The organism is Streptomyces sp. NPDC004327 (genome assembly GCF_042873935.1).
Taxonomy (GTDB): domain Bacteria; phylum Actinomycetota; class Actinomycetes; order Streptomycetales; family Streptomycetaceae; genus Streptomyces.
The window spans coordinates 581730-603570 of the sequence record NZ_JBIAME010000005.1 but is presented as its reverse complement, the minus strand read 5'-3'; the positions used below and the strand labels follow the sequence as shown (position 1 = coordinate 603570).

At 72.5% G+C, this 21841-nt stretch carries 17 protein-coding genes; 13 read left to right on the top strand and 4 right to left on the bottom strand.

The annotated features are described in order from the left end of the window. Positions 1-130: 130 nt before the first annotated feature. From ACFYU9_RS20410 to ACFYU9_RS20400, 3 genes are all read left to right on the top strand, one after another. Positions 131-1363: an arginine deiminase gene (locus tag ACFYU9_RS20410; protein WP_389207749.1), complete on the top strand. Its 1233-nt coding sequence runs from the start codon at positions 131-133 to the stop codon at positions 1361-1363. Between the two features lie 151 nt (positions 1364-1514). After that, complete coding sequence (argF, locus tag ACFYU9_RS20405; protein WP_389207747.1) at positions 1515-2522, top strand: ornithine carbamoyltransferase; 1008 nt, start codon at positions 1515-1517, stop codon at positions 2520-2522. 75 nt (positions 2523-2597) lie between these two features. Beyond that, the gene (locus tag ACFYU9_RS20400) at positions 2598-3044 is read left to right on the top strand and encodes a hypothetical protein (protein WP_389345604.1); all 447 of its coding nucleotides are present in this window, start codon (positions 2598-2600) and stop codon (positions 3042-3044) included. A 6-nt stretch (positions 3045-3050) separates the two neighbouring features. On the opposite strand, the gene ACFYU9_RS20395 is transcribed toward ACFYU9_RS20400, so the two are convergent. Continuing rightward, positions 3051-3668 (bottom strand): MerR family transcriptional regulator, encoded by a 618-nt coding sequence (locus ACFYU9_RS20395; protein WP_389345603.1) that lies wholly within the window; start codon positions 3666-3668, stop codon positions 3051-3053. Between the two features lie 90 nt (positions 3669-3758). Between ACFYU9_RS20395 and ACFYU9_RS20390 the strand changes: the two genes are divergently transcribed. Then, positions 3759-4595 carry an MBL fold metallo-hydrolase gene (locus tag ACFYU9_RS20390; RefSeq protein WP_389207741.1) on the top strand — a complete coding sequence of 279 codons (837 nt, stop codon included), beginning with the start codon at positions 3759-3761 and terminating at the stop codon, positions 4593-4595. Between the two features lie 127 nt (positions 4596-4722). Next, complete coding sequence (locus tag ACFYU9_RS20385) at positions 4723-6228, top strand: amino acid permease (RefSeq protein ID WP_389345602.1); 1506 nt, start codon at positions 4723-4725, stop codon at positions 6226-6228. On the opposite strand, the gene ACFYU9_RS20380 is transcribed toward ACFYU9_RS20385, so the two are convergent. Beyond that, positions 6182-6685 carry an ATP-binding protein gene (locus tag ACFYU9_RS20380; protein ID WP_389345601.1) on the bottom strand — a complete coding sequence of 168 codons (504 nt, stop codon included), beginning with the start codon at positions 6683-6685 and terminating at the stop codon, positions 6182-6184. The two genes, ACFYU9_RS20385 and ACFYU9_RS20380, sit on opposite strands and share 47 nt — an antisense overlap. A gap of 249 nt (positions 6686-6934) precedes the next feature. On the opposite strand from ACFYU9_RS20380, the gene ACFYU9_RS20375 reads away from it, so the two are divergent. Genes ACFYU9_RS20375 through ACFYU9_RS20365 form a run of 3 tightly spaced genes read left to right on the top strand, consistent with a single transcriptional unit; the run spans position 6935 to position 10769 of the window. After that, positions 6935-7762 (top strand): enoyl-CoA hydratase family protein, encoded by an 828-nt coding sequence (locus ACFYU9_RS20375; protein WP_389207735.1) that lies wholly within the window; start codon positions 6935-6937, stop codon positions 7760-7762. Continuing rightward, on the top strand, positions 7759-10332 hold the full coding sequence (locus ACFYU9_RS20370; RefSeq protein ID WP_389345600.1) for a bifunctional salicylyl-CoA 5-hydroxylase/oxidoreductase: 2574 nt from the start codon (positions 7759-7761) through the stop codon (positions 10330-10332). The genes ACFYU9_RS20375 and ACFYU9_RS20370 overlap by 4 nt, the downstream gene beginning before the upstream one ends. Positions 10333-10379: 47 nt before the next feature. Then, positions 10380-10769, top strand: coding sequence for a VOC family protein (locus tag ACFYU9_RS20365; RefSeq protein ID WP_389207732.1), 390 nt, complete (start codon positions 10380-10382; stop codon positions 10767-10769). Between the two features lie 109 nt (positions 10770-10878). Here ACFYU9_RS20365 and ACFYU9_RS20360 read toward each other — a convergent pair whose 3' ends face one another. Then, positions 10879-11685, bottom strand: a complete 807-nt coding sequence (locus ACFYU9_RS20360; protein ID WP_389207730.1) for a PaaX family transcriptional regulator C-terminal domain-containing protein — start codon at positions 11683-11685, stop codon at positions 10879-10881. A gap of 4 nt (positions 11686-11689) precedes the next feature. Then, complete coding sequence (locus ACFYU9_RS20355) at positions 11690-13492, bottom strand: AMP-binding protein (protein ID WP_389345599.1); 1803 nt, start codon at positions 13490-13492, stop codon at positions 11690-11692. Between the two features lie 259 nt (positions 13493-13751). Between ACFYU9_RS20355 and ACFYU9_RS20350 the strand changes: the two genes are divergently transcribed. The 5 genes from ACFYU9_RS20350 to ACFYU9_RS20330 all read left to right on the top strand — a co-directional run bounded on the left by ACFYU9_RS20350 (position 13752) and on the right by ACFYU9_RS20330 (position 21837). Next, complete coding sequence (locus ACFYU9_RS20350; RefSeq protein WP_389345598.1) at positions 13752-15026, top strand: acyl-CoA dehydrogenase family protein; 1275 nt, start codon at positions 13752-13754, stop codon at positions 15024-15026. After that, positions 15023-15424 carry a RidA family protein gene (locus tag ACFYU9_RS20345; protein WP_389207725.1) on the top strand — a complete coding sequence of 134 codons (402 nt, stop codon included), beginning with the start codon at positions 15023-15025 and terminating at the stop codon, positions 15422-15424. The genes ACFYU9_RS20350 and ACFYU9_RS20345 overlap by 4 nt, the downstream gene beginning before the upstream one ends. A gap of 119 nt (positions 15425-15543) precedes the next feature. Then, positions 15544-17097, top strand: coding sequence for an MFS transporter (locus ACFYU9_RS20340; RefSeq protein ID WP_389207723.1), 1554 nt, complete (start codon positions 15544-15546; stop codon positions 17095-17097). Between the two features lie 104 nt (positions 17098-17201). Beyond that, a complete protein-coding gene (locus ACFYU9_RS20335; RefSeq protein WP_389345597.1) occupies positions 17202-21128 on the top strand; it encodes a hypothetical protein in 3927 nt (1308 codons plus the stop codon). 19 nt (positions 21129-21147) lie between these two features. After that, positions 21148-21837 carry a hypothetical protein gene (locus tag ACFYU9_RS20330; RefSeq protein ID WP_389345596.1) on the top strand — a complete coding sequence of 230 codons (690 nt, stop codon included), beginning with the start codon at positions 21148-21150 and terminating at the stop codon, positions 21835-21837. The last annotated feature ends 4 nt before the right edge of the window (positions 21838-21841 follow it).

Genomic DNA, 21841 nt, shown 5'->3' with positions numbered 1-21841 from the left:
AGGAAGGCCACGAGGGGGGCGGCGGGAAGCCCACGAGGGGCGGCGAGGTGGGGTCCCGACCCCGCCCCGTCGCCCGCGTGACACGCGGAGTACTACGCGCGGGCCGCTCCGCTCGGCCAGGATGGGGCGCATGGGATTCCATGTCGATTCCGAGACCGGGCGGCTGCGCCGCGTCATACTGCACCGGCCCGATCTGGAGCTGAAGCGGCTCACCCCGACCAACAAGGACGCGTTGCTCTTCGACGACGTGCTGTGGGTGCGCAGGGCGCGCCAGGAGCACGACGGTTTCGCGGACGTGCTGCGGGACCGGGGGGTGGAGGTGCACCTCTTCGGTGATCTGCTGGGCGAGACCCTGGAGCTGCCGGCGGCGCGGCGGCTGGTGCTCGACCGGGTCTTCCACGAGAAGGAGTACGGTCCGCTCGCCACGGACCATCTGCGGGCGGCGTTCGACTCGCTGGACTCGCCGGCCCTGGTGGAGGCGCTCGTCGGCGGCATGACCAAGCGGGAGTTCCTGGCGGCGCACCGGGAGCCGACCTCGGTGCGCTTCCACGCCCTGGACCTGGATGAGTTCGTCGTCGGGCCGCTGCCGAACCACATCTTCACCCGGGACACCTCCGCCTGGATCTACGACGGGGTGTCGATCAACGCGATGCGCTGGCCGGCCCGGCAGCGCGAGACCGTCCACTTCGAGGCGATCTACAAGCACCACCCGCTCTTCACCGGCCCCGAGGCGGGGAGCTTCCACCACTGGTCGGAGGGGCAGTCCGACTACCCGTCGACGATCGAGGGCGGCGACGTCCTCGTCATCGGCAACGGCGCCGTCCTCATCGGCATGAGCGAGCGCACCACCCCGCAGGCCGTGGAGATGCTGGCGCGCGGCCTGTTCGCGGCGGGTTCGGCGCGCACCATCGTCGCCCTGGACATGCCGAAGCGGCGGGCGTTCATGCACCTGGACACGGTCATGACGATGGTGGACGCCGACACCTTCACCCAGTACGCGGGCCTCGGCATGCTGCGCTCGTACACGATCGAGCCGGGCGACGAGGGCCAGTCCCTGCGGGTCACCGACCATCCGCCGGAGCAGATGCACAGCGCGATCGCCGCCGCCCTCGGCCTCCAGGACATTCGGGTGCTCACGGCCACCCAGGACGTCCACGCGGCGGAGCGGGAGCAGTGGGACGACGGGTGCAACGTGCTCGCCGTCGAGCCGGGCGTGGTCGTCGCGTACGAGAGGAACGTCACCACCAACACGCATCTACGCAAGCAGGGCATCGAGGTGATCGAGATCCCCGGCAGCGAGCTGGGGCGGGGGCGGGGCGGTCCGCGCTGTATGAGCTGTCCGGTGGAGCGGGACGCGGTGTGAGACGCGGCGCGGTGTGACGGCGGGGCGCCTCTGCGCGGCGGGCCGGGACGGAGGGGGGCGAGGGCGGGGTCTGTATAAGAATGCTGAATTACGTATACACTTCCAACGTCCTCGTCCCTCGACGTCCCCGACCGTAACCCAGGAGCGCCCCATGGCCACCGACCTCATCGGCCGCCACTTCCTCAAGGAGCTGGACTTCACCGCCGAGGAGTTCCGCGGCCTGATCGCGCTCGCCGCCGAACTCAAGGCGGCGAAGAAGGCGGGCGCCGAGGTCCAGCGGCTGCGGGGCCGGAACATCGCGCTGATCTTCGAGAAGACCTCCACCCGCACCCGCTGCGCCTTCGAGGTCGCCGCCGCCGACCAGGGCGCCTCCACCACCTACCTCGACCCCGTCAGCTCGCAGATGGGGCACAAGGAGTCGGTCAAGGACACCGCCCGGGTGCTCGGCCGGATGTTCGACGCGATCGAGTACCGGGGCGACGGACAGGTCGTCGTCGAGGAGCTCGCCGCCCACGCCGGGGTGCCGGTCTACAACGGGCTCACCGACGACTGGCACCCCACCCAGATGCTGGCCGACGTGCTCACCATGACCGAGCACTGCGCCAAGCCGCTCGACGAGATGGCCTTCGCCTACCTCGGCGACGCCCGCTTCAACATGGGCAACTCCTACCTGATCACCGGCGCCCTGCTCGGCATGGACGTCCGGATCGTGGCCCCGGAGGCCTACTGGCCCGCCGAGGAGGTCGTCGCCGAGGCCCGCCGGCTCGCCGAGACGAGCGGCGCGGTGATCACGCTCACCGAGGACGTCACCGAGGGCGTGCGCGGCACCGACTTCGTCGCCACCGACGTGTGGGTGTCGATGGGCGAGCCCAAGGAGGTCTGGGACGAGCGGATCGGTGTCCTCGCCCCGTATTCCGTGACCATGGACGTCCTGGCGGCCACCGGCAACCCGGACGTGAAGTTCCTGCACTGCCTGCCCGCCTTCCACGACCTCGGCACCGCCGTCGGCCGCGACCTCCACGCCCGGCACGGGCTGACCGAGCTGGAGGTCTCCGACGAGGTCTTCGAGTCGGCGCACTCGGTCGTCTTCGACGAGGCGGAGAACCGGATGCACACCATCAAGGCGGTCATGGTCGCCACGCTCGCGGGGCCCGCCTGATCGTCGGACGGCCCGTTGTCAGACCCCCCTGTTACGTTCGTGAGTGTCAGGAGACGTGACGAACAGGGGGACTTGATGAGCGAGACCAGCAGGACAAGCGGCGGCGACCTGCGACGCCTCGGTGTCGACATCTACGCGCAGTGGACGGCCATGTGGAACGGTGAGCTGGCGCTCGCCGAGAAGATCATGGCCCCGGACTTCACCCTCCGCTACACCCAGGCGAACACGGAAGCCTTCGACGGCATCCGCACCCCGGCCGGACTCGCCGCCGTCATCGACGCGTGGCGCCGCAGCCGCACCGAGCTGCGCTTCGCGGCCGAGGGTGAGGCGGTGGTGGACCTCGCCCTGGTGGACGGTGCGCCGACCGGTCTGGTGGCCCGGCCCTATCGCGCGAGCTTCACGGGCGAGGACGGCGAGACCGTCGCCCGCAGCGGGACCGATACGCTCCGGATCACCGGCGGGCTGATAACCGAGGTGTGGTCGGTGTCCTCCGGCGCCGCCGGCCGGACCTTCTACCGCTGAGGGACGTCAAGGGGCGGTCGCCGGCGGCACGTTGCCGACCGCCCGCTTGAAGTCGGGGCAGTCGACGATCGGCTCGTGCTCGCAGACGGCCGCATGGCGGAGGCTGTCGCGCAGCCGGGTGAGCCGGCCGATCTGTTCGTCGAGGTCGTCGGCCTTGGCGCCCATCCGGACCCGCAGGTCCGCGTCGGACGGCCGCGCCACCACGAAGCGGCTCACCTCGGCGATCGAGAAGCCCGCGCTGCGTGCGCAGGTGATCAGGGCGAGACGCTCCAGGACGTCCGGGCGGTAGGTGCGGCGCAGGCCGTTGCGGCCGGCCGGGGCGATCAAGCCCTTCTTCTCGTAGAAGCGCAGCGCCGACGGCGCGAGGCCGCTGCGCTCCGCGACCTCGGCGATGTCCAGCAGCCCCTCGCCGACCAGCCCCGGGTTGAGCAGTCCCCGGCCGGGCAGCCTCGGGCCGAGCGCTCCCTGCCCCGGCAGTCCCTCGCCGGCCAGCCCCGGGGCGAGCACTCCCTGCCCCGGCAGTCCCTCGCCGACCAGTCCCCGGCCCGGCAGTCCGTCGCCCCGCAGTCCGTCGCCCTGCAGTCTCTCGTCCGTCGGCGCCTCGGTCGGCAGTCCCTCGTTCACGGTCGATCCCCCGTCCACCGCCACCCCCGGAGCCGCCCCTGAAACCGGTCCCTTGACTTGAAGCGCGGTTCAAGTCGCAGCCTACTCGTCATGAACGTGACGAAGGTCCATCACCTCAACTGCGGCTCGGTCCGCACCATCGACCCCACCTACGAGGGCCCGGCTCCCGCGCCGGCCGTCAACCACTGCCTCCTCGTGGAGACCGACTCCGCCGGGCTCGTCCTGGTCGAGACCGGACTCGGCCTCGACGACGTCCGCGATCCCGACGCCACCCTGGGCGCCGACTGGGTGGCGATGGCGGCGCCCGCGCTCGACGAGGAGGAGACGGCCGTCCGCCAGGTCGCCCGCCTCGGGTACGCGCCCGCCGACGTGCGCCACGTCATCGTGACCCACCTGGACGTGGATCACTGCGGAGGGCTGCCCGACTTCCCCGGCGCCAAGGTGCACCTGCTCGCGCCGGAACTCGCGGCCGCGCGCGCCGAGGCCCCGAGCTACCGCTACCGCCCGGCGCACTGGGCGCACGAGCCCGACTGGGTCACCTACGCGCCGGACGGGGCGGACGCCGCCGACGACTGGTTCGGCTTCGGGGCGGTGCGCCTGGACGGGCTGCCGTCCGGGATCCGGCTCGTCCCGCTCGGCGGCCACACCGCCGGCCACACCGGGGTCGCCGTGTACGACGAGGGGCGCGCCGGCGCGGCCGGGCGCTGGCTGCTGCACTGCGGGGACGCGTACTACTACCACCGTGAGATGGCGGACGCGAAGGAGCCGCATCCGCTGATGGACGTCGTGCAGACGCGTTCCGAGGTCCACCGGGACCTGCGTCTCGGCACCCAGGCGCGGCTGCGCGAGCTGGTCCGCGACCACGGGGACGAGGTGGAGGTGTTCTCGGCGCACGACCCGTGGGAGTTCGCCCGCTACGTGTCGTAGGCATGGGAATGCCGCCGATTGGGTGAATATGCGCGAGGGGCCTTACCATCGGCTTATCAAGGGGGGTCCGGGTGCGCAGCGTCCGGGCCCCCCTCTCGCATGCACGACCAGAGATGAGAACCACCCCATGTCCTCGCGGATCGACTCCCGCCGGATCAAGTCCCCGCAGCGGCTGCTCGCCGAGTCCGGTGCCGACCTCGAAGGCCACGGCCTCAAGCGCACCATGGGGCTGTTCCAGCTGGTGTGCTTCGGCATCGGCGCCATCGTCGGCACCGGCATCTTCGTCGGGCTCTCCGACAGCGTCGCCGAGGCCGGGCCCGCCGTCGTGGTCTCCTTCGTGCTCGCCGCGCTCACCTGCGTCTTCACCGCCTTCTCCTTCGCGGAGCTGGGCGACGCGATCCCGGTGTCCGGCTCGTCGTACTCCTTCGCCTACGCGAGCCTCGGCGAGCGGGTCGCCTTCCTCGTCGGCTGGTGCCTGCTCCTGGAGTACGGCGTGTCCGTCTCCGCCGTCGCGGTCGGCTGGAGCCAGTACCTGAACGAGCTGCTCGACAGCCTGGTCGGCTGGCACCTGCCCGCCGCGCTCTCCGCCGGTCCCGCCGACGGCGGCGTGGTCAACCTGCCGGCCGTGGTCGTGATCCTGCTCGCCGCCGTGCTGCTGGTCCGCGGGGTGCGCGAGAGCGCCCGGGCGACCGCCGCCATGGCCGTGCTCAAGATCGCGATCCTGATCGTCTTCTGCGCGATCGGCTTCAGCGCCTTCCGGGCCGGTCACCTCTCCCCGTTCGCGACCCACGGCACGGCCGGGATCACCGCCGGAGCGTCCGTCGCCTTCTTCTCGTACATCGGTTTCGACGCCATCACCACCGCCGGCGAGGAGGTGAAGAACCCGCGCCGCACCATCCCGCTCGCGATCCTCATCTGCATCGGCGTGGTCACCCTGCTCTACGGCGCCGTCGCGCTCTCCGCGATCGGGGCGCTCGGCGCGGACGCCGTCGGCGACAAGCCGGCCGCGCTCTCGCTCGTCGTCAACCAGGTCACCCACTCGACGGTCGGCGGCGGGATCATCGCCTTCGGCGCGGTCGTCGCCATCGCGTCCGTCGTGCTCGCCGTGATGTACGGACAGACCCGGATCCTGCTGTCGATGTCCCGCGACGGCCTCGTGCCCCGGACCTTCGAGAAGGTCTCGCCGCGCAGCGCCACGCCCGTCGCCAACACCTGGATCGTGGCCGCGGTCTTCGCGGTCCCGGCGGCGTTCGCCTCGCTCGACGCCGTCGTCAACCTCACCACCATCGGCACGCTCGCCGTCATGGCCGTCGTCAACATCGCGGTGATCGCGCTGCGCCGCCGCAACCCGGAGCTGCAGCGATCGTTCCGCGTCCCGCTGTACCCGCTCAGCCCGCTGCTCGGCGTCGGCTTCTGCGCGTACCTGATCTGGGGGACCGGCTGGACGACCTGGCTGGAGTTCGCGGCCTTCCTGGTCGTCGGCGCGCTCGTCTACGTGGGGTACGGCCGCCGCCACTCGCGGCTCTTCACGACCACGGCTCCCGAGGCCGCCACGCTCCCGGCTCCCGAGGCCGCCACGGAGACGGTCACGGCTCCTGAGGCCGGGGCGGAAGCGGTACGGCCGGGAGCGTGAACCAGACCGCCTTGCCGTGCGCGGTGGGGCGGTGTCCGCAGTCGCTGCTCAGCGCGCGGATCAGGAGCAGGCCGCGGCCGTGCTCCTGCCAGGGGTCGACCGGGACGGCCGGATCGGGGCAGACCAGGTCGCCGGGGGCGGCAGGGCGGCCGTCGTGGACCTCGATCTGGCAGCCGCCGGGGGCCGGGAGCAGCTCGACGACCAGCTCGATCGGGCCGTGGCCCGGGGTGTGCTCGACGGCGTTGGCGACCAGCTCGGCGGTGAGCAGTTCGGCCGTGTAGCAGTCGGCGGCGGCCTGCTCGGGGCCCTCGATCTCGGTGAGGGCGGTACGGACGAGGGCGCGCGCGAGCGGCACGGCGGCGGTGGTGTGGGGGAGCGATAGCCGCCACGAGGCGGCGGCCGGGGCGGCCGCGGGTGAGGGCGCGAGGGCGGTTGCGGGGGCGGGGACTTCGAACACGGCGGTGGGGTCCGTTCGAGCTCGGTGTGGGGGCGGTCGGGGGTGATGTCCTGGTTTCAACCTTACGGAGCCACGCGTCCCGGACCAGAGGCGGTCGCCGGTTCGGGCCGGGACCAGGGTCCGGGACCTTGGTCCGGGGGTCATACGCGGGGCTTATTGCGCACTCGTGACGATGGTCACAGATGAGTGATACCCTCTGGTGGTGATGCCGTACCCGTACGCGCACACACTCAGGGAGGTCCTCCCGAAATGAGCCCCTTCACCGGCTCCGCGACCCGCACCGAACGCTGGCGGCACCTGCGCCTCACGATCGACGACGGCGTCGCCACGATCACCCTCGCCCGCCCCGAGAAGCTGAACGCCCTCACCTTCGGCGCCTACGCCGACCTGCGCGACCTGCTCGCCGAGCTGTCCAGGGAGCGGGCCGTCCGCGCCCTGGTGCTCGGCGGCGAGGGCCGCGGCTTCTGCTCCGGCGGCGACGTCGACGAGATCATCGGCGCCACGCTCTCCATGGACACCGCCCAGCTGCTCGACTTCAACCGGATGACCGGGCAGACCGTGCGGGCGCTGCGCGAATGCCCCTTCCCGGTGATCGCCGCCGTCCACGGCGTCGCCGCCGGCGCCGGGGCGGTCCTCGCCCTCGCCGCCGACTTCCGCGTCGCCGACCCCACCGCCCGCTTCGCCTTCCTCTTCACCCGCGTCGGCCTCTCCGGCGGCGACATGGGCGCGGCCTATCTCCTTCCGCGCGTCGTCGGCCTCGGCCACGCCACCCGGCTCCTCATGCTCGGCGACCCCGTCGGCGCCGCCGAGGCCGAGCGCATCGGTCTCATCAGCGAACTCACCGAGGAAGGCGCCGCCGACACCCGCGCCGCCGCCCTCGCCCACCGCCTCGCCGAGGGCCCGGCCCTGGCGCACGCCCAGACGAAGGCGCTGCTCACCGCCGAGCTGGACATGCCGCTGGCCGCCTCCGTCGAGATGGACGCGGCCACCCAGGCTCTGCTCATGCACGGCGAGGACTACGCCGAGTTCCACGCCGCCTTCACCGAGAAGCGCCCGGCGAAATGGCGCGGGCGATGAGCGCGAGGCCGATCGACGCGGGGCTGATCGACGCGGGGCCGGTCGACGCGAGGCCGGTCCACGCGAGGCCGATGGACATGGGAGAGACGAACGCGGGGGCGACGGGCTCCGGGGCGGCGAGGGGGCGCGGGGCGCCCGGGCCGGCCCGGGACCTGGCCCCGGCGCTGCCCGGGCGGCCGCCCGCGGCGCCCCCCGGCCCCCGTACCGCGCCGGGCGGCACCGGCGCGGTACGGTCCACCCCCGCGGCCGCCCCGCTGAGCCCGGCCGCCCCCCTCGCCGAGGCCGCGCGCCCCGACGTCCCCCGCCCCGGAGCCGCACCGCTGCGCATCGCCGTCATCGGCGGCGGTCCCGGCGGGCTGTACGCCGCCGCGCTGCTCAAGCGCGGCGACCCGGCCCGCGAGGTCACCGTCTGGGAGCGGAACGCGCCCACCGACACCTTCGGCTTCGGCGTCGTGCTGTCCGACGAGACGCTCGGCGGCATCGAGAGCGCCGACCCCGTCGTCCACGCCGCCCTGCGCGAGGAGCTGGTCCACTGGGACGACGTGGAGATCGTGCACCGCGGCCATCTGCACACCTCCACCGGCCACGGCTTCGCCGCGCTCGGCCGCCGCCGGCTCCTGGAGCTGCTCCAGGCGCGCTGCGCCGAACTCGGCGTCCGGCTCCGCTTCCGTACCGAGGCCCCGCCGGCCGCACGGCTCGCCGCCACCCACGACCTCGTCGTCGCCGCCGACGGTGTGCACAGCCGTACGCGCGAGGAGAGGGCCGACGTCTTCGGGCCGGTGATCACCACGCACCGCTGCCGCTACATCTGGCTCGCCACCGACTTCGCGCTCGACGCCTTCCGCTTCGAGACAGCCGAGACCGAGTACGGCGTGATGCAGCTCCACGCCTACCCCTACTCCGCCGACAGCTCGACCGTCATCGTCGAGATGCGCGAGGAGGTCTGGCGGGCCGCCGGCTTCGACGAACCCGGCCAGGACGAGGAATCGGCCGCCCGCTGCGCCAAGATCTTCGCCGAGGCGCTCCAGGGCCGGAGCCTGCGCTCCAACAACTCCGCCTGGACCGCCTTCCGCACGGTCGTCAACGCCCGCTGGTCACACGGCAACACCGTGCTCCTCGGCGACGCCGCCCACACCGCGCACTTCTCCATCGGCTCCGGCACCAAACTGGCCGTCGAGGACGCCGTCGCGCTCGCCGCGCACGTCGACGCCCGGCCCGGCCGGCTGCCCGAGGCGCTCGCCGCGTACGAGGCCGAGCGCCGCCCGGTCGTCGAGTCCACCCAGCGCGCCGCCGCCGCGAGCCTGCGCTGGTTCGAGGAGATAGCGGACCAGCTCGACCGCCCGCCCCGGCAGTTCGCCTTCAACCTGCTCACCCGCAGCCGCCGCGTCACCCATGACAACCTGCGCCTGCGCGACCCCCGCTTCACCGCGGCCGTCGAGGAGGAGTTCGGCTGCCCGCCCGGCACGCCGCCCATGTTCACGCCGTTCCGGCTCGGCGGACTGACGCTGCGCAACCGGGTCGTCGTCTCGCCGATGGACCTGTACGTGGCCGAGGACGGCGTCCCCGGCGACTTCCACCTGGTCCACCTCGGCTCCCGCGCCCTCGGCGGCGCCGGCCTGGTCATGACCGAGATGGTCTGCGTGAGCGAACGCGGCCGGATCACCCCCGGCTGCACCGGCCTGTGGACCGACGCCCAGGCCGACGCCTGGGCCCGGATCACCGACTTCGTGCACGCCGAGGCGCCCGGCACCGCGATCGGCGTGCAACTCGGCCACTCCGGCCGCAAGGGCTCCACGCGCCGCATGTGGGAGGGCATCGACCAGCCGCTCCCGGACGCCAACTGGCCTCTGGTCGCCGCCTCGCCGCTGCCCTACCGCCCCGGCGTCAACCAGACCCCGCACGCGCTCGACCGGGCCGGGCTCGCCGCCGTGCGCGAGGAGTTCGCCGCAGCCGCCCGGCGCGCCGCCCGGGCCGGCTTCGACCTGCTCGAACTCCACTGCGCGCACGGCTATCTGCTCTCCGGCTTCCTCTCCCCGCTCACCAACCACCGCACCGACGGCTACGGCGGCGACCTCGCCGGCCGGCTGCGCTACCCGCTGGAGGTCTTCGACGCGGTACGGGAGGCGTGGCCGGCCGACCGGCCCATGACCGTGCGCATCTCCGCCACCGACTGGGCCGAGGGCGGCACCACCGCCGAGGACGCCGTGGAGATCGCCCGCGCGTTCGCCGCGCACGGCGCCGACGCCCTCGACGTCTCCACCGGCCAGGTCGTGCCCGACGAGCGCCCCGAGTTCGGCCGCTCGTACCAGACCCCGTACGCCGACCGGATCCGCGGTGCCGTCGGCGTGCCCGTCATCGCGGTCGGCGCGATCTCCTCCTGGGACGACGTGAACTCCCTCCTGCTCGCCGGCCGCGCCGACCTCTGCGCGCTCGCCCGCCCGCACCTATACGATCCGCACTGGACCCTGCACGCCGCCGCCGAGCAGGGCTACGCGGGCCCCGCCGCACCCTGGCCGGCCCCGTACCGCGCGGGCAGCAGGCGCCCGCCCACGGGCCGCAAGGACCCGTGACCCCGGGTCCGCCCCCTTCCGCGCCCCCGCACCACCCGGAGCACCTCATGAGGATCAACCTGACCAGCGTCTTCGTCGACGAGCAGGACAAGGCCCTGCGCTTCTACACCGACGTGCTCGGCTTCGTGAAGAAGACCGAGGTCCCGCTCGGCGGCCACAGCTGGCTGACCGTCGTCTCCCCGGAGGAGCCCGACGGCGTCGAGCTGGTCCTGGAGCCCAACCAGCACCCGGCCGCCAGGGCGTACCAGGAGGCGCTGAAGGCCGACGGCATCCCGGTGAACTCCTTCGCCGTGACGGACGTGCGCGCCGAGTACGAGAGGCTGCGCGCGCTCGGCGTGCGCTTCACGCGGGAGCCGGCGGACATGGGCCCGGTGACCGTCGCGATCCTCGACGACACCTGCGGCAACCTGATCCAGATCGCCGAGTACAAGGGCTGACGAGCCCGTCGCGCGGGCTTCGGCCGCCTCCGCGGCCCTGGCGGGGCGGGCGCCAGGGCTTGCCCGTGCGGGCCCTGGGGCCCGCACGGCGGATCAGGGCCGGACAGCCCTAGCCCGCCGGGTGCACGAACTCCGCGCCCCGCGCGTACAGCAGCTCGTGCAGCCCCAGGAAGACCTCCGCCGAGCGGGTGCCCGGCCAGTTCTCCGGGAGGAGTTCCAGGGGCAGGACCGGGTCGGCGTACGGCAGCCGGCGCCAGGAGTCGAGGGCGAGCAGGTACGCCCGGTACGCCGCCTCCGGCGTGGCCGGCGGCCCGGCCCTCAGCACCGGCTCGTGGGCGTCCAGGAACTCCTCGTGCAGCTTGGCGATCGACGGCAGGTCCCACCAGCGGGCCACCGCCTCCGCCGTCGCCGCGAAGCCCAGGTGGTCGCCGCGGAACAGGTCCACGTACGGGGCGAGCTCCAGGCGCTCCAGGGTGTGCCGGGTCTCCTCGTACAGCCGGGCCGGCGCGATCCACACGCCCGGCGCGGCCGTGCCGAAGCCGAGGCGGGCGAGCCGGGAGCGCAGCAGATGGCGCTTGTGGCGCTCGGCCTCCGGGACGGAGAACACGGCGAGCACCCAGCCGTCGGCGAGCCGGGGCTCGTCGCGGGCGTAGATCCGGCGGTCGCCGTCGTCGAGCAGCATCCGCGCGTCGTCCGACGGCGTGTACCCGGCGGCGCCGTCCGCCGTCCTGCGCGGCAGCAGCAGGCCGCGCCGCTTCAGCCGGGACACCGAGGAGCGCACCGAGGGCGCGTCCACGCCGAGCGCGCCGAGCAGCCTGATCAGCTCGGCCACCGCCAGCGGCGCGCCGTCCGGCGACCGGCCGTACGCGCCGTAGAGCGAGACGATCAGGGATCGGGGAGTGTGCTGCTCGGCCACGTGATCACTTTAGGCGGCCGGATCCGGCCCCGTCGCCCGGGAGCCCGTCGGCCGGGATTCCGTCGGTCCGGAGGCTGTCGGTCCGGAGTCCGTCGGCCGGGAGTCCGCCGGTCCGGAGGCTGTCGGTCCGGAGTCCGTCGCCCGGGAGCCCCTCGGCCGGGAGCCCGTTGCCGGGGAGCCCGTCGGTGCGGAGCCGGAAGCGCTGGAGTTTGCCCGTCGCCGTGCGCGGCAGCGCGTCGAGGAAGACGATCTCGCGCGGCGACTTGTACGGGACGAGCCTGGCCCGTACGAAGGCGCGCAGCGCGGCCGCCGTGGAGGGGTCGCGCGGCACCCCGTCCCGTACCACCGTGTAGGCCACCACGATCTCGCCGCGCAGCTTGTCGGGCCGGCCGACCACCGCCGCCTCGACGACGTCGGGGTGGGCGAGTAGGGCCTCCTCGACCTGCGGGCCCGGTATGTTGAACCCGGCCGAGATGATCATGTCGTCGGCGCGGGCGACGTAACGGAAGTAGCCATCGGGTTCGCGGACGTAGGTGTCGCCGGTGATGTTCCAGCCCCCGCGCACGTACTCCGTCTGGCGCGGGTCGGCGAGATAGCGGCAGCCGACCGGGCCGCGCACCGCGAGCAGCCCGGCCTCGCCGTCCGGCAGCTCCTGGCCGGACGGGCCGACGACCCTGGCCTGCCAGCCGGGGACCGGGCGGCCGGTGGTGCCGGGGCGTATGTCGCCGTCGGCGGCGGAGATGAAGATGTGCATGAGTTCGGTCGCGCCGATGCCGTTGATCAGCTTCAGGCCGGTGCGCTCGTGCCAGGCGTCCCAGGTCGACGCCGGCAGGTTCTCGCCCGCCGAGACGCAGCGGCGCAGCGAGCCGAGGTCGTGTTCGTGCTCGTGGCCGGGGGCGTCCAGCTCCTCCAGCATCACCCGGTACGCGGTCGGCGCCGTGAACAGCACCGACACCCGGTGCCGGGCGACGGCGGCGAGCAGCTGCTGCGGTCCCGCCTGTTCCAGCAGGACCGCGCAGGCCCCGGCCCGCAGGGGGAAGACGACGAGCCCGCCGAGGCCGAAGGTGAAGCCGAGCGGCGGGGAGCCGGCGAAGACGTCGTCCGGCTCCGGACGCAGGACGTGCGCGGAGAAGGTGTCGGCGGCGGCGAGCACGTCCCGGTGGAAGTGCAGACAGCCCTTGGGCCGGCCGGTGCTGCCGGAGGTGAAGGCGATCAGCGCCACGTCGTCGGCGGCGGTCGGCACCGCCTCGTACCGCCCGGGCTTGCCCGACGCGAGGGTCAGCAGGTCGTCGGGGCCGTCGCCGCCGAAGGGGGTCACCTTGAGGCCCGGGACTTCGGCCTTGGCCAGTTCGTCGAGCGCGCGCACGTCGCACAGCGCGAGGCCGCAGCGCGCCATCTCGCACATCACGGCCAGCTCGCGGGCCCGCTGCTGGGCGAGGACGGTGACGGCGACCGCGCCGGCCTTCATCACGGCGAGCCAGCAGGCGGCCAGCCAGGGGGTGGTGGGGCCGCGGAGCAGCACCCGGTTGCCGGGGCGGACGCCCAGGTCGTCGGTGAGGACGTGGGCGATCCGGTCCACCCGCTCGCGCAGCTGTCCGTACGACCAGACGTCTCCCTCGCCGTCCCGGAAGGCGGCGCGCTCGGCGCCGAATCGTTCCACCGTGCGGTCGAGCAGCTCGGTGCCGCAGTTGAGCCGGTCGGGGTAGGCGAGCGAGGGCAGTTCGAAGAGCAGGCGGGGCCACTGCTCCGCGGGCGGCAGATGGTCGCGGGCGAAGGTGTCCTGGTGGGCCGAGGGCGTCAGCTCCATGCGTCCGTCCCCCTGTCGGTGGGATCGTCGGTGGCGGTGGTGGCTGTCGTGGCTGTGGCGCCTGTCCTGGGGGCCGGTCCGGTCCGTTCGGGGTCGGCCGTCGCCCAAGGAGCGTATCGTGATGGTGACGACAGTCAACGGTTCGCGATAAGGCATCCGGCAAGGCTTTCGACAAGGCTTCCGATACGGCTTCCGACGACGGCTTCCGACGACGGCTTCCGATACGGGTTCCGGCACCGCCGGCCCGGGAGAGGGCCCCATGGCCGCATTCTCGCTCGATCCGGAACAGACCACCTGGTGCGCCGAGCTGCGCCGGCTCGCCGCCGACCGCCTGCGCCCGCTCGCCGAGAAGGGCGAGCCGGGCCGCGTCAACCGCCCCCTCGTCGCAGCCCTCGGCGAGCTCGGACTGCTCGCCCGCCTCTTCGACTCCGGCGCGCTCGACCTGTGCCTCATGCGCGAGTCCCTCGCCCACGCCTGCACGGAGGCCGAGACCGCACTCGCCCTCCAGGGCCTCGGCGCCCACCCCGTCGCCGCCTTCGGCACCCCCGGGCAGCGCGCCCGCTGGCTCCCCGAGGTCGTCGCGGGACGCGCCGTCGCCGCCTTCGCCCTCTCCGAACCGGGCGCGGGATCCGACGCCGCCGCCCTCGCCCTGGAGGCCGTCCGGGACGAGGAAGGAGACGGCTGGCGGCTCTACGGCGAGAAGCGCTGGATCTCCAACGCGCCGGAGGCGGACCTGGTGACCGTGTTCGCCCGAACGGGCGAGGAAGCGCGCGGCCCCGGCGGCGTCACCGCCTTCCTCGTCCCCGGCGACCGGGCCGGGCTCGGCGGCGAGGCCCTCGACATGCTGGCGCCGCACGCGCTCGGCAGCCTGGTCTTCGACGGGGTGCGGGTCGGGCCCGAGGACGTGCTCGGAGTGCCGGGGGAGGGGTTCCGGGTGGCGATGGGGACACTCAACCTGTTCCGGCCCAGCGTCGGCGCCTTCGCCGTCGGCATGGCGCAGGCCGCGCTCGACGCCACCCTGGCCCACACCGCCGCCCGGCCCGCCTTCGGCGGCGTCCTCGCCGACCTCCAGGCCGTCGCGCACCAGGTCGCCGAGATGGCGACCCGCACCGAGGCGGCCCGGCTGCTCGTGTACGCGGCGGCCGAGGCGTACGACCGGGGCGACCCGGACGTGCCGCGCCGCGCCGCCATGGCGAAGCTGCTCGCCACCGAGACCGCGCAGTACGTCGTCGACGCCGCCGTCCAGCTGCACGGCGCCCGCGCGCTCCAGCGCGGCCATCTGCTCGAACACCTCTACCGGGAGGTGCGGGCGCCCCGGATCTACGAGGGGGCCACCGAGGTCCAGCGCACGATCATCGCCAAGGAGCTCTACCGGGCCGCCGCCCGGGCCCCGGGCGCGCAGGCCGCCGAGGCCGCCGATGACCGAGAGACCTCCGGGGCGCGGGCCGGCCGAGAGGCCTCCAAGGCCCGGGCCGCCGGGGATCCCGCCGAGCGCCCCGCACCGCCCCTCGCCCAGGCAGGAGCCGCGTCATGAGTCTGCACCGCCACAACCCCGCCGACCTCTCCCCGCCCAGCGGCTTCAGCCACGCCGTCACCGCCACCGGCAGCCGGCTGGTCTTCCTCGCCGGCCAGACCAGCCTCGACCGCGACGGCAAGGTGACCGGCCGGACCCTGCCCGAGCAGTTCGAGACCGCCCTCACCAACCTCCTCACCGCCCTGCGTCACGCCGGCGCCACGCCCGCCGACCTGGCCCGGGTCACCGTCTACGCGACGGACGTCGACGACTACCGCCGCCACGCGGCCGAACTCGGCCGGATCTGGCACCGGTTGGCGGGCCGCGACTATCCGGCGATGGCCGTGATCGGCGTCGTACGGCTGTGGGACGAGCAGGCGCTGGTCGAACTGGACGGCTTCGCGGTCGTGGACGAGTGAGGCGGACGAGGGGCCCCGACCGGGCGGCTTGATCAACTGGTGACCCCCTGGGGGCTGGCTTAGGGTCGAAAGGTGGACTGACCGGCCCACGGCTCCCTCAGGTGAGGGCGCGATGCGCCATGACTACCCCGAAGCCGACGACCTCGCAGAAGTCCGCCGCCCCGAGCCGAGGCGGCGACGGCAAGGGCATCGCCCTGTTCGTGATCGCCTCCTGCCAGCTGATGGTCGTCCTCGACATCACCATCGTGAACATCGCGCTCCCGCACATCCAGAGCGCGCTGAACTTCTCCACCACCAGCCTGTCCTGGGTCGTCAACGCCTACACGCTGACCTTCGGCGGACTGTTGCTGCTCGGCGGCCGCACCGGTGACATCCTGGGCCGCCGACGGGTCTTCATCTTCGGCGTGCTGCTCTTCGGACTGGCCTCACTGCTCGGCGGATTCGCCCAGGAGTCCTGGCAGTTGCTCGCCGCCCGCTCGCTCCAGGGCGTCGGCGGGGCCATCGCCTCGCCGACCTCGCTGTCCCTGATCACCACGACCTTCGACGAAGGCCCCGAACGCAACCGGGCCTTCGGAGTGTTCGCGGGCGTCTCGGCCGGCGGCGGCGCGATCGGCCTGCTGGCCGGCGGTCTGCTGGTCGAATGGCTCAACTGGCGCTGGGTGTTCTTCGTGAACGTCCCCATCGCGCTGCTCATCGCCTTCCTGACGCCACGCCACGTCAAGGAGTCCGAGCGCCACCCCGGTCACTTCGACGTGCTCGGCGCGGTCACCTCGACGCTGGGCATGGTGGCGCTGGTGTACGGATTCATCCGCGCCGCGCAGCAGGGCTGGCGTGACCCGCTCACCGTGGCCTCGTTCGCCGCCGCGGTCGTGCTGCTCGTCACCTTCGTGTTCATCGAGCGCCGGTCGAAGCAGCCGATCACCCCGCTGCACATGTTCGCCGACCGCAACCGGTCCGGCACCTACGGCATCATGCTCTGCCTCGCGGCCGCCATCTTCGGGATGTTCTTCTTCCTCACCCTCTTCGTGCAGGACGTCCTGGGCTTCAGCCCGCTGGAGGCCGGCCTCGCCTTCCTGCCGGTCAGCGCCGTCATCGCGGTCCTCGCCGGGGTCACCTCGCAACTCATGCCCCGCTACGGCCCGAAGCCCTTCATGGTCATCGGCTCGCTCTGCCTCGCGGCCGGTCTGTCCTGGCTGACCATGACCGACATCCACTCCACCTACGCCGGCAGCATCCTCGGACCGATGCTGGTCCTCAGCGCGGGCATGGGCATGATGTTCGTCTCGCTGACCCTGATGGCCCTCTCCGGCGTCCCCGCCCACGAGGCGGGCGCGGGCTCCGGCCTGCTCAACGCCACCCAGCAGGTCGGCGGCTCGCTCGGCCTTTCCATCCTGGTCACCGTCTTCGGCACGGCCAGCCGCAACGAGGCCGCCGACCAGGTCCCGGCCTTCCTCGCCCAGGCCGGCCCGCTGCAGAAGGCCCAGTTCGCCCGGACCCAGCAGCTCCCCAAGCCCTGGAGCGACCAGGTCCTCACCAGCGGTGTCACCGCGGGCTTCGTCGTGGCCGCGGCCTTCGCCATCCTCTCCTTCCTGATCGCCCTCTTCGCGATCAAGGTCCGCCCCTCGGACATGGAGCGGCTGCGGGGCGGCGGGATGGTGCCGGGCGGAGGCTGAGGCACCGGACGGGACCACGGCGGGTCGGGAGTCTCTCCAGGTCTGCCCCTTCCGCTGCCTGATAGGGCTAGGAGCCCGACTGTGACGCGCGTCACGATCGAGGGATGGGGAACTCGGTCGAGCGGGAACGGGAGGGGGCCGGCGAAGCCGTCCCGCGTCGTCGCGACGCGACGCCCGCCCCCGGCGCCGAGGACCGGGCCACCGCCACTCACGCGCCGGCGGGGCCGGTGCGGGCCGGACCGGGCTCGCCGTTCGGCCGGCAGACCGCGCAACGCCTGCAACGCGCCGTGGGCAACCGCGCGGTCGCGGCGATGGTGGCCTCCCGCCGCGCCGGACCCAGGGCCGGTCCGCCGGCCCCGGCGCGGGTCACCGCGCAGGCCTCGCCGGCGACGTCCTCCGTGACGGCCGGCGGCGCACGCACGGGTGAGGCCCGTACCGCGGCCCTGGACGGCGGGGTCCACGCGGAGAGGGTGGCCGCGCTGCCCGTGCAGCGTCTCGCGCCCGGCGCGCGGGCTCCCGCCGCGTCGTCGGCGAAGTTCTCCGCGGTGGCGTCGGACGTACGCGGCAAGAAGACGGCCCTCGCGGCGCATCCGCCGCCGGCCGCGACGGCGGACGCCGCGCAGGCCGCCGCGAAGCCGCCCGCCGACGACAGGATCGCGCAGGGCAAGGCGGCGAACGCGGAGAAGATGAACGCCGCCCAGCCGGGCACCTTCGACAAGGCGGCCTTCGTGCGCGCCGTGAACGAGGCCATCAGCGCGCAGGCCCCCAAGAACCTGGACGAGGCGGACAAGTTCGGCCGCTCGGGCAAGGCCGACGCGGTGAAAGGGCAGGTGCAGGGGCAGGTCGCGGACGGCAGGAAGAAGTCGGCCGAGGCCATCGAGACCACGACGAAGGCGGCGCCCGACACCGCCGCGGCCAAGGAGAAGCCGGTCACGCCGCTGGCCCCGCAGCCCGCTGTCGCCAACCCGGGTGCCCCCGACGCGTCCCAGGCGGTCCCGGACAGGGCTCCGGCCGCGGCGACGGACTTCTCGGCCGGGCCGAGACAGGTCGACCAGCAGATGGCCGACGCGCGGGTCACCGAGGAACAGCTGGCCACGTCCAACGAACCGGAGTTCACCACCGCGCTGAAGGACAAGAAGGCCGGCGAGCAGCACGCCGCCACCGCCCCCGGGCAGGTGCGGGCCGCCGAGGACAAGACCCTGGCGACGGCGAAGGCCGCCGCCGCCACGGCCGGGGCCACCGCGATGAGCGGCCTGACCGCGGTCCGGCAGCAGACCGACACCCAGGTGCGGCAGGGCCAGCAGACCGCCCAGAGCGGCGACGAGAAGAAGCGGGCGGACGTCACCGCGAAACTGCAGACGGTCTTCGACGCGACGAAGACCGAGGTCGAGGCCGTCCTGTCCGGCCTGGACAAGAAGGTCGACGAGGCGTTCACCGCGGGTGAGAAGGCCGCGCGGGACGCCTTCACCGCGGACCACAAGCGCCGCATGGACGCGTACAAGGACAAGCGGTACTCGGGTTTCACCGGCAAGCTGAAGTGGGTCAAGGACAAGTTCGCCGGGCTGCCCGCGGAGGCCGACCAGATCTTCGTCGTGGCGCGGCAGGGCTATGTGACCCGGATGCAGTCGGTGATCTCCGGGGTCGCGGACATCATCGGCGCCGAGCTGAACCGCGCGAAGCAGCGGATCGCGACCGGACGTCAGCAACTGCAGGCCGAGGTACAGAAGTTGCCGGCGGACCTGCAGGCGATCGGCAAGGAGGCCGCGGGACAGTTCGCGGGCCGGTTCGACGCCCTCACCGAGAGCGTGGACGCCAAGGGCCAGGAGCTGGTGCAGACCCTGGCGGACAAGTACAACTCCGCGCTCAAGGAGGTGGACGCGGAGATCGAGGCGGAGAAGGAGAAGAACAAGGGCCTGATCGCCAAGGCCGTGGACGCGGTCAAGGGCGTCATCGACACCATCCTCCAGCTCAAGGACCTCCTGCTCGGCGTCCTCGCGAAGGCCGCGCACGCGGTGATGGCGATCCTGAAGGACCCGGTCGGCTTCCTCGGACACCTCGTCTCCGCCGTCGGCGCCGGCCTGAAGAACTTCCTCGCCAACATCGGCACCCATCTGAAGAAGGGCCTCGTCGGCTGGCTGCTCGGCGCCATGTCCGGGGCGGGACTGCAGTTGCCGGCGAAATTCGATCTGCGCGGCATCCTGGGGATGATCGCCTCCCTGCTCGGGCTCACCTGGGGAGCGATCCGGGGCCGGATCGTCGCGAAGGGCGTGCCGGAGCAGGCCATGAGCGCGGTCGAATCCGGCGTGCCGCTGGTGGCGAAGCTGCAGTCCGAGGGCGTCGCCGGGGTGACGGAGGAGATAAAGGACCAGATCGGGGACCTGAAGGAGAACCTGCTCGGCAGGATCTCCTCGTATCTGATCCCCACCGTGCTGATGGCCGGCATCACCTGGATCATCAGCCTGCTGAATCCGGCGAGCGCGTTCATCAAGGCCTGCAAGATGATCATCGACATCGTCACGTTCATCGTCGAACGCGGCGCCCAGATCGTCGAATTCGTCAACGCCGTACTCGACGCCGTCATCGCCATCGCGGGTGGCGGAGCCGGAGGCGTGCCGGCACTGATCGAGAACGCCCTGGCCAAGTCCATTCCCGTGCTGATCGGCGCGCTCGCCGCGATTCTCGGCATCGGCGGCATCGCGAACAAGGTCAAGAGCTTCTTCCAGGCCCTGTCGAAACCGGTCATGAAGGCCGTCGACTGGATCGTCGGCAAGATCGTGAAACTGGGCAAGGCCATCTGGGCCAAGCTGAAGGCGGCCGGCAAGAAGGTCAAGGACACATTCAGCGGCAAGAAGGGTGCCGACCAGAAGACCCAGGGCAAGGACGCCGGCCCGGCGGCCGATTTGCCCCTTCCGTCGAAGCCGTTCTCGACCCGCGACGGCGAGAGGCACCAGGTGCTGTTCACGGGGCGCGGCACCTCGGCGGAACTGAAGGTGCACAGCGTCGAGCAGCGCATCGAGGACTTCTTCCAGGCGTGGACCACGGAAGTGGGCAAGCTGCCCGATACGAGCCCGGAGAAGGCGGCGCAGACCCAGGCACTGGCCGCCGCGAAGGCGAAGTCCGACGACGTCGCGAAGCGCAAGGACGCGCTGGGCAGGAACGGCGCGGCCGGCCCGCCGCGGCAGAACGAGTACAACGCCCTGGTCGCCGACATGACCGTCCTCGCGCGGCTGCTCGCGGCCCGCAGCCCGAAGCCGCAGCTGCCGCCGCCCGTGATGCCGCCGTTCGCCAACGGGGTGCTGGCCGGCGGATTCAAGGCGGAATACCTGCCCAAGGACATCGCGAGCATTCATCCGGGCGAGGACGCGGCGAAGAATTCCGGCGCGACCCTGACCGGCTGGACCTACGTCAGCATGAACGGCCTCAACCCGGCCAATTCCACCGTCTGGGTGAAGATGCATCTGCTGCCCGCTCCGCTGGGCGGCAAGGCCACCGACTCCAACCTGGTCCCGGCCCGTGCCACGACGAACACGAGCTTCCACTACGGCGTCGAGGACCCGGCCGCGCAGGCGCTGAGCAGCGGCCGTGAGGACATGATCTGGTACGAGGTCGACGTCAGCACGCACACGGCGCCCCCGGAAGGATTCCTGCAGAGCATCACGGTGCGCTGGGCCGGTTACGAGGTGAAGGACGGCGCCTGGCATCCCAAGTCGCCGAATTCCTCACTGAAGCAGGTGCTGTCGTCGGGGAGTCAGACGACACCGACCGGAGTGAATCCGCTGATGCTGAACGCGATCAGCCCGTACGGCTGGAAGGGCCTCAGTAATGCGATATTCGGCTCGAAGGATGAGCAGGCGTTCTCGCAGATGGTCATCAACGAAATCTCGAGCGGTGGCCCCTATACGAGTGACCTGACCAAGCTGAGGGTCAGGATCATCACCGCGAACAATCGGCGGACGTCCAAGATAGACGGAATTCAGGGAAAGGCGGACGCCTTGGTCGCGGCCATCCAGGCGGGACGCATCCAGATCTAGCGGACGGAGCGTGAAGAACATGGTCGATCGTGACCCGACACCCGTCGAGCGCCGATTCCTCGACATGATCGCAAAACTGAAGCAGAGCGATGCGATCGACGTCCGCGGCGAAAGGAAGGGCGACATCAGCGACGTGGTCGAGGACACGGCGGCCGGATTCGCCCTGCTTGAGGAACTGTTCGGCATCACCCTCGATCCAGCCCTCGTGGACCACCACGTCCGCTACTGGGAGCTCGGCATCCACTGGTACGAGGCCGGCGCCTCCGTCGGCGCGGGCGGCGAGTTCGTGCTGCGCGAACTGGTCGACGCGCTCATGTCCGGGCCGCCCGACGCCGGCAGTGTCCGCGACGAGGAGGAAGCCGCACTCTTCGGGGAGTTGCGGGTGATCGACTACCTGCCGGACAGCGGGGAGAACGCGTTCGCCGCCGTCCGGCTGGCCAAGGACACCCTCGCGCCGCGGACGTGGGTCCACTGGTTCCCGCACGGCCTCTTCGAACTCGAACTCGACTACCCCGGATACCTGGAGGCACTCCTGCTGACCAGGGGCTTCTACGGCTGGCAGTTCCTCTACGCGGACGTACGCCTCGCCGACCCGGCGTACGCCCCGCTGGCCGATCTGATCCGGACCGGCCTCGACTTCCTGGCGGCGGCCCTGCCGGATCCCCGCTACGAGGAGCTGGAGACCCGGCTGGCCGACCGGCTGCGCTGACCGC